The 13,437-nt window shown below is 54.8% G+C and carries 10 protein-coding genes; all 10 read left to right on the top strand.

Features of this window, described 5'->3' with window-relative positions; all coding sequences use genetic code 11:
- The first annotated feature begins 62 nt into the window (after window positions 1–62).
- The 10 genes from rpsA (at window position 63) to PMM47T1_RS16050 (ending at window position 13,242) form a co-directional block, all read left to right on the top strand.
- Window positions 63–1,751, top strand: a complete 1,689-nt coding sequence (gene rpsA / locus PMM47T1_RS16095) for a 30S ribosomal protein S1 (protein ID WP_008370720.1) — start codon at window positions 63–65, stop codon at window positions 1,749–1,751.
- Window positions 1,752–2,508: 757 nt separating this feature from the next.
- Window positions 2,509–2,709 carry a cold-shock protein gene (locus PMM47T1_RS16090; RefSeq protein ID WP_008370719.1) on the top strand — a complete coding sequence of 67 codons (201 nt, stop codon included), beginning with the start codon at window positions 2,509–2,511 and terminating at the stop codon, window positions 2,707–2,709.
- 369 nt (window positions 2,710–3,078) lie between these two features.
- On the top strand, window positions 3,079–3,366 hold the full coding sequence (locus PMM47T1_RS16085; RefSeq protein ID WP_043301166.1) for a hypothetical protein: 288 nt from the start codon (window positions 3,079–3,081) through the stop codon (window positions 3,364–3,366).
- A gap of 150 nt (window positions 3,367–3,516) precedes the next feature.
- Entirely contained in the window at window positions 3,517–3,816 is a 300-nt protein-coding gene (gene ihfB, locus PMM47T1_RS16080; protein ID WP_008370717.1) for an integration host factor subunit beta, read from the top strand.
- 26 nt (window positions 3,817–3,842) lie between these two features.
- Entirely contained in the window at window positions 3,843–4,094 is a 252-nt protein-coding gene (locus PMM47T1_RS16075) for a LapA family protein (protein WP_008370715.1), read from the top strand.
- 370 nt (window positions 4,095–4,464) lie between these two features.
- A complete protein-coding gene (locus PMM47T1_RS16070; RefSeq protein WP_008370714.1) occupies window positions 4,465–5,907 on the top strand; it encodes a mannose-1-phosphate guanylyltransferase/mannose-6-phosphate isomerase in 1,443 nt (480 codons plus the stop codon).
- Window positions 5,908–6,090: 183 nt separating this feature from the next.
- Window positions 6,091–6,885 carry an ABC transporter permease gene (locus PMM47T1_RS16065; protein WP_008370712.1) on the top strand — a complete coding sequence of 265 codons (795 nt, stop codon included), beginning with the start codon at window positions 6,091–6,093 and terminating at the stop codon, window positions 6,883–6,885.
- Window positions 6,882–8,099, top strand: a complete 1,218-nt coding sequence (locus PMM47T1_RS16060; RefSeq protein WP_008370710.1) for an ABC transporter ATP-binding protein — start codon at window positions 6,882–6,884, stop codon at window positions 8,097–8,099. Before PMM47T1_RS16065 ends, PMM47T1_RS16060 begins: the two co-directional genes overlap by 4 nt.
- Entirely contained in the window at window positions 8,096–10,000 is a 1,905-nt protein-coding gene (locus PMM47T1_RS28720) for a class I SAM-dependent methyltransferase (protein ID WP_008370701.1), read from the top strand. Before PMM47T1_RS16060 ends, PMM47T1_RS28720 begins: the two co-directional genes overlap by 4 nt.
- The gene (locus PMM47T1_RS16050) at window positions 10,000–13,242 is read left to right on the top strand and encodes a glycosyltransferase (RefSeq protein WP_008370699.1); all 3,243 of its coding nucleotides are present in this window, start codon (window positions 10,000–10,002) and stop codon (window positions 13,240–13,242) included. Before PMM47T1_RS28720 ends, PMM47T1_RS16050 begins: the two co-directional genes overlap by 1 nt.
- Window positions 13,243–13,437: the final 195 nt, after the last annotated feature.

Genomic DNA, 13,437 nt, shown 5'->3' with positions numbered 1-13,437 from the left:
ACCCGCATTGTCTGGAGTGCGGCTGATGGGCGTTTTTTCCGCCCAAATCTACAGGAATTAAAATGAGCGAAAGCTTTGCGGAACTCTTTGAAGAAAGCCTGAAAACCCTCAACCTTCAACCAGGTGCGATCATCACCGGTATCGTTGTCGATATCGACGGTGACTGGGTTACTGTCCACGCCGGTCTGAAGTCCGAGGGCGTCATCCCGCTCGAGCAGTTCTACAACGAAGCTGGCGAGCTGACCATCAAGGTCGGTGACGAAGTTCACGTTGCGCTGGACGCGGTCGAAGACGGCTTTGGCGAAACCAAGCTGTCCCGTGAAAAAGCCAAGCGCGCCGAGTGCTGGATTGTTCTGGAAGCAGCTTTCGCCGCCGAGGAAGTGGTCAAGGGCGTTATCAACGGTAAGGTTAAAGGCGGCTTCACTGTCGACGTTAACGGCATCCGTGCGTTCCTGCCTGGTTCCCTGGTCGACGTCCGTCCGGTTCGTGATACCACGCACCTGGAAGGCAAAGAGCTGGAATTCAAGGTCATCAAGCTGGACCAGAAGCGCAACAACGTTGTCGTTTCCCGTCGCAGCGTCCTGGAAGCAGAGAACTCGGCCGAGCGCGAAGCTCTGCTGGAATCCCTGCAGGAAGGCCAGCAGGTCAAGGGTATCGTCAAAAACCTCACCGACTACGGCGCCTTCGTGGACCTGGGCGGCGTGGACGGCCTGCTGCACATCACCGACATGGCCTGGAAGCGCATCAAGCACCCTTCCGAAGTGGTCAACGTTGGCGACGAGATCGACGTCAAGGTTCTGAAGTACGATCGCGAGCGCAATCGTGTTTCCCTGGGCTTCAAGCAACTGGGTGAAGACCCATGGGTTGCTATCAAGGCTCGTTACCCAGAGAACACCCGCGTCATGGCGCGCGTGACCAACCTGACCGACTACGGCTGCTTCGCTGAGCTGGAAGAAGGCGTTGAAGGCCTGGTACACGTTTCCGAAATGGACTGGACCAACAAGAACATCCACCCTTCGAAAGTCGTACAAGTCGGCGACGAAGTGGAAGTCATGGTTCTGGACATCGACGAAGAGCGTCGTCGTATCTCCCTGGGCATCAAGCAGTGCAAGTCGAACCCATGGGAAGACTTCTCTGGCCAGTTCAACAAGGGCGACGAAATCTCCGGCACCATCAAGTCGATCACCGATTTCGGTATCTTCATTGGTCTGGACGGCGGCATCGACGGTCTGGTTCACCTGTCCGACATCTCCTGGAACGAAGCTGGCGAAGAAGCAGTACGCCGCTACAAGAAAGGCGATGAGCTGAACACTGTGATCCTGTCTGTTGATCCAGAGCGTGAGCGCATCTCCCTGGGCATCAAGCAACTGGAAAGCGATCCGTTCTCCAACTACGTTGCTGTCAACGACAAAGGCGCTATCGTTCGCGGTATCGTTAAAGAAGTTGACGCCAAAGGCGCCATCATCACCCTGGCCGACGACATCGAAGCCACTCTGAAAGCTTCCGAAATCAGCCGTGACCGCGTTGAAGACGCGCGTAACGTCCTGAAGGAAGGCGAAGAAGTCGAAGCCAAGATCATCAGCGTTGACCGCAAGTCGCGCGTGATCAACTTGTCCATCAAGTCGAAAGACGTTGAAGACGAGAAAGAAGCAATCCAGAGCCTGCGCGACAAGCCAGCTGCTTCGGACATCGCAACCGGTCCAACCACCCTGGGTGACCTGCTGCGTGCTCAAATGGAAAAGCAGAACTAAGTTCTGACTGACCATTAAGAAAAAGGGCGACTTCGGTCGCCCTTTTTTGTGGGCGCGATTTGGCCTGCATCTGTTTGTGGGCGATTCTGTAGCAGTGGCCGCCAGGTCGCGTCACAGACGCCGCGCACTGGCTGATCCACCGCGCCGCCTGTGACGCAGCCTTCGGCAGCTGCTACAGAGGTGCGGTGCACACTGTGATCGCGGCGTAGGAGCCGACTTTAGTCGCGATGCGGGCAATGCGGTTTCAAGCAGATCACGCCTTGGTGGGAGCGGGTTCTACCCGCGAAAAGAGCGCCGCGAAGTATCTGAAACACCACGGCGCTTTCTTCGCGGGCAGAGCCCGCCCCCACAATGCCAATGCAAACAACGATGTGAGCCTTGGCACTGTGGGAGATTCTATGGTGTTGAGCAACCTGTGGGAGCGGGTTCTACCCGCGAAAAGAACACCGCGAAGTATCTGAAACACCGCGGCGCTCTCTTCGCGGGCAGAGCCCGCTCCCACATGATGGACAGTTGCTGCTATGTAGGTGGGTACATACTGTGGGAGCAAAGCTTGCTCGCGATTGCATCGACGCCGTGCATCAGAAAGACCGCGTCGCTTGCATCGCGGTCTTGGCTTGAGGCTACATGACGAAATACACCTGCCATTGATCCCCCAACCTCCCTCCCGCACTATCCCAAGGCTTGTCCACATCATCAGGCAGGAAGCAGGCAGGCCTCAACCGTCTGCCCACCCATATTTCAAGGAGAAACCACCATGCCAACCGGCACCGTCAAATGGTTCAACAACGACAAAGGCTTCGGTTTCATCTCGGCCGAGAGCGGTAAAGACCTGTTCGTCCACTACAGGGCAATAAAATCGCACGGTTTCAAAACCCTGGTAGAAGGCCAGAAGGTCACCTTCAACGTCGAGCGCACGCCCAAGGGCGATCAGGCCATCGACGTTGAAGTTGAGTAATGCGTCCTGAGCCCCTAGCAGGCCTTTCAGGGTGTAAAGCGCTTAAGCGCCGCCGCTGGGCCTCAAGCGCTCACCACGCGCGCTCAGGGCGCGCGTAATCGCTACCGGCATCGAGCGTTGCTTCAACGCACTGGCCACAGAAGCGAGCCTCACTGGCTCGCTTCCTTGCGTGCTACGCCGGCAGTCAGGCGAAAGTCGTCAGCCTTGCTACATTAAACAGTCATATACAGCCGCCACTCTGGGGCTCCCCACAAAAAAGCGCTGGTGGGGCAGAATCTCCTGTGAAATCAGGTGTCTACCCAAAACAGGGCATAGAGGTACTCATTGAAATGGCTGCTGTTCATTTCAGGGGCGCTACAAGGGATGCGAATGAAAGGACTGCTGCTGGGAATGCTGGTGCTCGCGTTGGCAGGTTGCGACGCAACGATGTCCAGGCATGAAGTGAAAGGTATCGCCACCCTGCACATCAACTGCTCGGGGCTCACCTCATCGTGGGACAAATGCTATGAAAAAGCCGAGGACGCCTGCGGCGTAGCGGGGTACAGCGTGGTGGCCAAGTCCACGGACCTCCAGGACGACACCCCTGACTACCCCTTTGGTATCAATCCTGCAGGCATGTCCAGTCGCAGCCTGGTGGTGAGATGCAAGGACACCTGAGCCGGCCACGTGCCAGCGCCCGGGCGGCGGGCGGCGCGCGATCTACCGTAAACCTTTGCAACAAGTCAATACACGGGCTGTTCAAATCCTTCCAGCCATGCTAAAACCTTTCAAGCGATTGTCTAGCTTCTTGATAAAGAAGGGAAAAATATGACGAAATCTGAACTGATCGACCGTATTGTCACCCATCAAGGCTTGCTCTCATCCAAGGATGTGGAGCTGGCGATCAAGACCATGCTTGAGCAGATGTCACAGTGCCTGGCCACCGGGGATCGGATCGAGATTCGTGGCTTCGGCAGCTTCTCCCTGCACTACCGCGCGCCGCGGGTGGGGCGCAACCCCAAGACTGGGCAATCGGTTAGCCTGGATGGGAAGTTTGTGCCGCATTTCAAGCCGGGCAAGGAATTGCGGGATCGGGTGAATGAGGATGAAGAGCATGAGCATGCTTGAGTGGATCAGCCTTGGAGGGCGGGGCATTGCGTAATCTGAAAAGGCTGCTGCTGGGGCTCATCGTTTTGGTGGTAATGGCTGTGGTCGTGGTGTTCATGCTGGAAAATCAGCAGCCTGCGTCGCTGGTTTTCTTTGGGTATTCGCTGCCGCAACTTCCGGTTTCAATCTTTGTCATGCTGGCGTTTTTGGTTGGGCTGGTGATTGGGCCGGTTCTGAGCGTTGTCATATATATGAGAAAGTCCAAGCGCGTCAGATATCATACTGTAACAGGTGGTTAATATCCCGGTGCGTGTGAAAAGCGGAGACGCACGTTGGCACGCCCAAGTCCACCGCTGTACACAAAAAATATCCTCTCTTGTATTGCCCATTTGGGTGTCCGTGCATTGCGAGCAACTCGCTGCACAAGATGATGCCTTAATGCTGGCCAGTCCTGCCTCGTCTTCCTTTGAAACAGTTGTTCGGCTTTCTGCATTGGCCCTAGGGGATTATTTCTCTGATATTCTACGGCACTGCCATTCTAGTCCACCTTCGATATTGCAAGGGGTGGGAAAGCTAGCAAACAGCCGAACGCAATCAACGATCAGAAATATGACTTTTGCCCATACCTCGCGGGCGACCGCTTGATGGGCTGCTAAGGATTTAAAAGCTATGGAAATGATTCCCGTAATTCTGTCCGGTGGCGTTGGCAGCCGGTTGTGGCCTGTATCTCGGGAAGCTCATCCCAAGCCGTTCATGGCGCTCCCGGACGGTCAAAATCTGATCCAAAAAACCTTCCTGCGGGCCGCCCGCCTGGAGGGCGTCGTCGAGGTGATGACGGTCACCAATCGCGAACTGTTGTTCAAGACAGAAGACGAGTACGGCCTCGTAAACACTCAGAACCTGGCTCAGGGCTATATCCTCGAGCCGTTCGGACGCAACACCGCTGCGGCTGTTGCGGCAGCTGCACTGCAATTGAATGAAAAACACGGCAGCGACGCACAAATGCTGGTGCTGGCCGCAGACCATTTAATTCAGGACGAAGCCGCGTTTGCCGCTGCGGTCAAACAGGCATCGCAGTTGGCTGCAGAAGGGTGGCTGGTCACCTTCGGCATTCAGCCCCAGTATCCCGAAACCGGATTCGGCTACATCGAAGCGGGCGTAGCGGGCGAGCTGCCAGCAGGCCTGAAGGTCAAACGTTTCGTAGAAAAACCGGATCTGAAAACCGCCGAAGCCTACGTGTCGGCCGGTAACTACTTCTGGAACTCCGGTATGTTCTGTTTCCGCGTTGGCACGGTACTGGAAGAGCTCAGCGCCCATGCACCGGATGTGCTGGCCGCCGTATCGCTCACCCTGGAAAAGTCCCGCTGCTCCAAAGCTTCAGCCTACAGCTGCCTGACTCTGGATGCCGAAACCTTCGGCCAAGTGCCAGACATCTCGGTCGACTACGCCTTGATGGAGCGCTCCTCCCGGGTAGCCACCATTCCCTGTGATATTGGCTGGAGCGATATTGGCTCCTGGAACGCGGTGAGTGAACTGACCAAAGCTGATGCCAACGGCAACCGCTTTGAAGGCGAAGTCCTTGCCCACGGTTCCAGCAACAACTACGTCAACAGCGAGAGTCGACTGACCGCACTGGTCGGTGTCGAGGATCTGCTGGTCATCGACACGCCTGACGCCGTGCTGATCGCCCACAAGGATCATGCCCAGGACGTCAAGCACATCGTCGGCCAGTTGAAGGCCAAATCCCATACCGCGCACTTGTTGCACCAGACCGTCCACCGCCCGTGGGGTACTTACACCACGCTGGAGAATGGCGAGCGCTTCAAGATCAAGCGTATCGTAGTCAAGCCCGGCGCCTCCTTGTCCCTGCAGATGCATCACCACCGCAGCGAGCACTGGATCGTGGTCAGTGGCATGGCTGTAGTGGTCAATGACACTCGTGAGCTGATGCTCAATACCAATGAATCGACCTTTATTCGTGCGGGGCACAAGCATCGCTTGAAGAATCCGGGGGTGATTGATCTGGTGTTGATTGAGGTGCAGAGCGGTGATTATCTGGGTGAGGATGATATTGTTCGGTTTGAAGATAATTATGGTCGTGTTGAAAATTAATAATAGTCGGTCACGGCAGCCGTGGTCATTGATGAGGCTGGTCGGAATTGAGTATCAATTTTAGTCAGAGCAATAACGTTTGAATTCTGTCTGAAGTGCTCCGGCAGGTGTCAAAGGTTTTTGATGGCAAAGGACGGTGTCTCAGCATGCTGCCGAGATTGATCGTTTTATTCAGGGGTAATTATGCTTGGTATGTTGAGGGGGCTTTGGCAGTACCGAAGCTTTATTGGGAGCTCGATAAAAAACGAGTTTATTGCACGATTCGCCCGAAGCCGGCTCGGCGGTCTATGGATGATCATACATCCGCTTGCTCAGGTCGCGATTTACGCCCTCATCTTGTCCAATGTCCTTGCAGCAAAATTGCCTGGTATTGACAACAAATACGCCTACGCCTTGTACCTCATGGCTGGAATGCTAGCCTGGAATTTGTTCTCTGAAATAGTTTCGCGTTGCCTGACGATTTTCATCGAAAACGGCAATTTAATGAAAAAAATGCGGTTCCCACGGATCGCACTACCCGTCATAGTCGTTGGCTCCTGTCTGCTTAATAACCTGTTGTTGTTCGTTGCTGTACTAGCGGTGTTCGCGATTCTTGGCCATGAGCCGACCATGCAAATGCTCTGGCTGATTCCAATGACGCTGGCAGTGGTCGCACTCGCCGTCGGCCTAGGCCTGGTGTTGGGCATTCTTAATGTTTTTTTGAGGGACATCGGGCAAGTGGTGCCGATCGTTTTACAAGTACTCTTCTGGTTTACACCCATTGTGTATTCGGTGAATATCATTCCGGAAGGATTGCGTGGAATGCTTATTTATAATCCGCTTTACCCGCTGGTTGTGTCCTATCAGAGCATCATGGTGTACGGTACCTCGCCAAGCCTGCAAGATGCTTTGTTTGCGTTTACTTTGGCCTTTTGTCTCATGGCGCTGGGTCTATTCCTTTTTCGTCGGGCGGCGCCTGAAATGGTGGACTCGCTATGAGCCTGCTCAGTGTCAGAAATTTGGGTAAGGCTTATCGAACCTACCGTTCAGAGTGGCAGCGAATCGCCCGATGGTTCTTTCTGCCTGTTTCACCCAGCGAAGAGCATTGGGTGCTCAAGCATGTGAGCTTTGAGATCCAGCCGGGGGAAGCGATTGGCATCGTCGGGCAGAACGGTGCGGGTAAGTCAACGCTGCTCAAAATGATTACCGGCACGTTGCAGCCCTCTGAGGGCACCTTGCAGGTTAACGGTCGTATTGCCGCCATTCTTGAGCTGGGGATGGGCTTCAATCCTGAACTCACTGGCCGCCAGAACGCTTACCACGCTGCTGGTCTGATGGGGTTCAGCACTGAGCAGTTGGACACGGTCATTGATGACATCGAGGCATTCGCTGAAATTGGTGAATACTTCGATGAATCGGTGCGTACCTACTCCAGTGGCATGCAGATGCGGGTGGCGTTTGCGGTCGCCACTGCATTTAGGCCAGAAATACTGATCGTTGATGAAGCGCTTTCCGTTGGTGACAGTTATTTCCAGCACAAAAGCTTTGACCGTATTCGCGAGTTCCAGCAGATGGGAACGACGTTGCTTATCGTCTCCCATGATCGTGGCGCGATCCAGGGGCTGTGCAACCGTGCGATTCTTCTGGAATCTGGGACGGTGATCAAAGATGGTGCGCCGGAAGAGGTGATGGACTACTACAATGCGATAATAGCCGCCAAGGAAAACTCCACTGTAACGGTCACTCAGCGTGGAGACGGTAGTGTCCAAACTCGTTCGGGCTCGGGCGAGGCGACCATTCGTTCCGTCAGCCTGCATAACAGTAAGGGTGAGCCGATCGAATATGTGCAGGTGGGTGAGACCGTCAGCTTGAGAGTTGACGTACGGGTCAACAGCGACATCCCCGAGCTCGTCACTGGCTATATGCTGAAGGATCGATTGGGGCAAACGGTTTATGGCACCAACACCCACCACCTGGGGCGCACGCTGGAACACATGGTGGCCGGGCAGGACATCCAGTACAGCTTCACCTTCGAAGCCAATCTGGGCGTAGGCTCCTACTCGGTAGCGGTAGCCCTGCATACCACCGAGAATCACATCGCGTGTAACTTCGAATGGCAGGATCTGGCGCTTGTGTTCAATGTTGTTAACGTATCTAAAACAGAGTTTGTCGGCCTTGCCTGGCTACCGCCAACATTGGAAGAGAATAGATGAGTAAGACATTTTACCGCGCTTTCGAAGACCGGCATCGCGGTAGTCGTGGGTTGATCGCGAAGCGTCTTGAGGTTTATCTACCCTTTGTCAGCCCACTCAAGACGCTGTATTCCACCTGTCCGGTTTTGGATTTGGGATGTGGTCGCGGTGAATGGCTTGAGTTATTGCAGGCGCAAGGTTTTTCCCCGCGGGGTGTTGATCTTGATGACGGTATGCTGGAGGCCTGTTGGGCGCTTGAACTAGTTGCCGAGCATAACGATGCGTTAACAGCGCTGGCGGCTCTCGACGATAACAGTCAGGCTGTGGTGTCGGCATTCCACCTGGTAGAGCATATTTCCTTCAGTGACGTGCAAAAACTGGTGAGTGAAGCACTGCGGGTGCTTAAGCCCGCAGGGCTGTTGATCATGGAAACACCCAATGCGGAAAATTTGGTAGTGGGAACAAGCAGTTTTTTTCTTGATCCGACCCATGAAAAACCTGTTCCGTTGGATTTGCTGGGTTTCCTTGCCGAGTATTCGGGGTTTTCCCGTACCAAAGTGGTCCGTCTGCAGGAAGAACCCTCGCTTCATGGTTCTCAGCACCTGACCTTAATGGATGTGTTGGGTGGAGCTAGCCCTGACTACGCTATTGTGGCGCAAAAATCGGCAACCGCCGAACAATTGGCGGACTTCGATGCATGCTTTGATCGTGGCTACGGTGTGAGTTTGGAAAGCTTAGCAGTGCGCTACGAGCAGCAGTTGCAGCTTCGCTCTCAGGAAGCTTTTGATAAGCTTCATCTGCCAGAGTTTCAGGAGCAGCTTGTTGATATCAAGGCAGAGTTGCAACTGGTTCGCCAAAGACAGGATGAGTTTCAGCTGCCAGTGCTTCAAGAACAGCTTGTGGAGATCAAGGCTGAGCTGAAGCAGGTTCGTGAACAGCACGATGAAGCCTTCGAGAAGTTTCAACTGCCTGCCTTGCAAGAAGAGTTTTTGCGCCTCAGCACTGAGCTACAGCTCGTCCGAGAGCAACGTAGCGAGACGTTTGAGAAATTTCAGCTGCCTGCATTGCACGAACAACTCAAGCATATAAAAGAAGAGTTGCAGCAGGTCCGCGAGCAGCGCGACGAAGCGTTCGAAAGCTTTCAGATTCCAGCGGTTCGGGAGCAGTTGGCTCATATCAAGGCCGAGTTGCAGCAGGTTCGCGAGCAACGGGATGAGGCCTTCGAGAAGTTTCAGCTTCCCGCGCTGCAGGAACAGCTTGTCCACATCAAGGCCGAATTCGAACAGTCCCGCCAGCAGCGCGATGAGGCCCTCGAGAAGTATCAGTTGCCTGCTCTCGGGGAGCAGCTTGTTGGCATCAAGGCTGAGTTGCAGCGTGCTCGCCAGCAGCGTGATGATGTCGTAGAAACGGCCCATTATTCTGCGCAGCAGGACCAGTTGACCGCAATTGAGGCGCAGTTGGAACATGCGCGTCAGGAACGCGATGAGGCCTTGGCTAAAGCTCACGAGTTTTGGCTAAAGAGTTGTGCAGATGAAAGCACGGTTCATGCGTTGACCAGCAGTACGTCATGGCGCATGACTGCGCCGTTGCGTTGGTCGGTACATACAGTTCGCGTCTTGCCAGGTGCTTTTGCCAAAGCTCTAAAAAATGCGCCTCGCCGGGTGTTGATAGGCGGTGTTCGATTCGTCCTTGCGCGACCAGCGCTCCTTCAAGGGCTAAACAATGCCATCAAACTGTCACCGCGCTTGCATGGTGCGTTCAAGAACTTTGCCCATAACAATGGGGTGATAACGGATGCTACCCTCGGAGCCAACCAGGCCACCGATATTTCGGTGCCTCAGTATCTGGATGGCCTGTCAGTGGAAGCCCGGCAGATATATCACGATTTGAAAAAAGTTATTGATCAAAAGGACCTGGGTTGATGCGTATTGTTGTAGACATGCAGGGCGCTCAGGCGCATTACGTTAAATCTGAGCCGTCGTGCTACATCACTAATCTGGCTCGTAGCTTGGCCGCACACTCGGGTGAGCATGAAGTCATCCTGGCCTTGAGCGGATTATTCGAAGGCACTGTCGAAGCACTTCGTTCAGAGTTTCACGGCCTGTTGCCGAGCGACAACATTCGCGTTTGGTCGGCACCTGGCCCGGTTAATCGTCACCATCCTGCAAATGAAGGGCGTGCGCAGGTTGCCGAGCTTATCCGTGAAGCATTCCTGGCAAACCTCAAGCCTGATCTGGTGTTGCTATCGAATGTATTTGACAGTCTTGAAAGCGAAACAATTTTCACCATTGGTGAGTTGCAACAGACTGTCCGTAGCGTCGTAATTCTTGACTCCATGTGCGAGCCTGAAAATACTGCGACGGCGTCGCGGAGTAACCGTCGGGCGCGGCAACTGGAGCAAATCGCTCATGCGGACAACGTGCTGTTGCTGTCACCGCTGGACGCTGGAAGTGTCAGCCAGGCACTAGGTATCCCAGCGGAGCGGATCGATCAGTTGGTTTCGAGCCCCGGCGATAGCTTTAGCGAAGAGGCCCTGCGCGATGACGCGCAGGCGGTGCTGAAATTGCTGGAAGACCGTCAGGAAAATCTGGGGAAAAGTGTTCCTGTCACTCGGCAAAAGTTGGCGTATGTATCACCACTACCGCCGCAGAAAAGCGGTATTGCGGGATACAGTGCAGAACTGCTCCCCGAGCTCAGTCGTTACTATGATATCGATGTGGTAACCGGCCATTCTGATGTTACCGATCCGTGGGTTTTAGCGAATTGTCCAGTACGCCCGGTAGAATGGTTCCGCCAAAATGCTGCTGGCTACCAGCGGGTCATTTATCACTTGGGTAACAACCCGATGCATGCCTTCATGTTCGAGTTGCTCGAGGAGATCCCGGGCGTTGTCGTGCTGCACGACTTCTATCTCAGCGATGTGCAATGGTATTGCCAAGTGCATGGCGTGAAACCCGATGCATGGGTGAAAGAGCTCTACCAAGGACACGGTTACAAGGCAGTCGTGGATTTCTATCGCGAAGGCGTGCATGGCACTTTGTCCAGGTACCCGGGTAGCCTTGGTGTGCTCAGCAAGGCGTTAGGTGTGATCGTTCATTCGGACCACTCATTATCCTTGGCTCGCCAGTGGTATGGCGAGGCTGCGCATTGCTCGATGGTTCCACTGCTACGTGTGCCTGCCGCAGCCCCAGATCGGGCGCGAGCCCGGGCTGCCTTGGGCCTGAATGATGATGATTTCGTAGTCTGTAGCTTCGGTTTCATGGGTAAGACCAAACTCAATCACCGGCTATTGGCTGCTTGGGAAGGTTCTGCTCTGCTGCGCCAGGACCGCAACTGCAAGCTGTTCTACGTAGGCCAGAACGAGGCCTCCGACTATGGCCTTGAGATCGAGCAGCATCTCAAAGCCCGCAAAGACGCTTCGAGTGTGAGCATTGTTGGCTGGACCGACGCGGCTACTTACGAGATGTACTTGGCGGCAGCGGATGTAGGGGTGCAACTGCGAGAGTTGTCTCGCGGCGAAACTTCTGCGGCGGTGCTTGATTGCTTCAACTACGGGCTTGGCACAGTTGTGAATGCCAACGGGGCGATGGCCGATCTGCCCGATGACGTACTGATCAAGCTGCCGGATCAATTCAGCGATGCGCACCTGATCGAGGCGTTGGAGAAACTGCGCAGTCAGCCACAGCTTTGTGAAGGTCTCGGTCAGCGGGCCGCCGAATATGTACACAGGGATCATGCGCCGGCTCATTGCGCGCAGCTCTACATGGAACGTATCGAGGCGCATTATCGTGAGCGTAACCAGTACCAGGCGTTCATTTCGTCGGTGGCTGGCGTTATCGCTGATCGGGATGCGAACGTCGATATTCTTACTACCTCCAAATGCATGGCGCTCAACCAGCCGCCAGCAATTGGCTTGCGCCGCATCTACGTAGACGTTTCGGCAATGGCGCGGGTGGATTTGCGCACAGGTATTCAGCGAGTTGTCCGGGCGCTGTTACTGGCGTTAGTCGACTCTCCCCCCGCGGGTTACCTGTTTGAGCCCGTTTTCCTTTGTAATACGACCGGTGCATGGCATTGGCGCTATGCGCGTAATTTCATGCTTACGCTCATGGGGTGTCCGACCGGCTGGCTGCGCGACGATCCGGTGGATATGCAACCCGGCGATCAATTTCTGGGGCTGGACTTTTCGGGTTCGTACGCCGTCGAGGGCGGGAAGGCGAAGGTGTTTTCGCGAATGCGCGAACGTGGCGTGAGAACAACGTTTGTCGTGTATGACCTGATACCTATCCTTTTTGAAGAGCACTTTCCGCCGGGTACCAAGGATGCACATGCCCAATGGCTGTACGAGATCACACAGGCTGATGCAGCGCTGTGTATCTCTGCGGCGGTGGCCCATGACCTCCAGTACTGGGTGGCCGTCCATGGCGCCCCGCGTGCGCCTCATATGCACCTGCAGACGAGCTGGTTTCATCTGGGGGCTGATTTGAACTCGTCGCTGCCTACTACGGGTATGGCGGAAGGTGCGACCGCAGTTCTCAAATGCCTGCGCAGTGCTCCGACATTCTTGTCCGTGGGTACCATCGAACCACGCAAGGGCTATGCCCAAGCACTCTCGGCATTCGAATTGCTATGGGCCGAAGGCGAGCAGCTGAATTTGGTGTTCGTAGGAAAGCAAGGTTGGATGGTCGACGACTTGGCTGCGCGTCTGCGTAAGCATCCGCAGCTGAACAAGCGACTGTTCTGGCTTGAAGGTATCAGCGATGAATACCTGGAAGCCCTGTACACGTCTTCATCCTGCTTGCTGGCAGCCTCCGAAGGGGAGGGCTTCGGTTTACCGTTGATCGAGGCTGCGCAGCACAAATTACCGATACTCGCACGGGCATTGCCTGTTTTCCATGAGGTTGCCGGTGAGCATGCGACGTTCTTCGAGGGCGATAGCGCGCAAAATCTCGCCGATGCCGTGCTCCAATGGATAAAAGACAGTCGCGAGGGGAAGACAATTGTTTCAGACGATATGCCTTGGTTGACTTGGAAGCAGAGTGCTGAGCAGCTAAAAGCAGCGTTATTTGGTATGGAACAGTTGCATTCGGAACAGAATAGAGTGATTGAGCACGCTGTGAATAAAGTGGAAGCGGTAGCGCGGCTAGCGCGTCGATACAGCTGACCTTAGTCTAGGTCGTCGGTAGGTAAGATCAAAGGCTTGTTTCTTTCTGGAATATTAAATCGACAGAAAAGGCCCAATTAAAGATGCCTTACAACCAACCCGCTCCGGCGGGTTTTTTGTACCTGAAACCTTGGTGGTTCGCTTATCGCATTTTGTTGCTAATGCGCAGTGGTCCCCCGGATCTATGCGGGGACA

The organism is Pseudomonas sp. M47T1 (assembly GCF_000263855.1).
Taxonomy (GTDB): domain Bacteria; phylum Pseudomonadota; class Gammaproteobacteria; order Pseudomonadales; family Pseudomonadaceae; genus Aquipseudomonas.
This window is presented reverse-complemented; position numbering and strand designations above follow the sequence as displayed.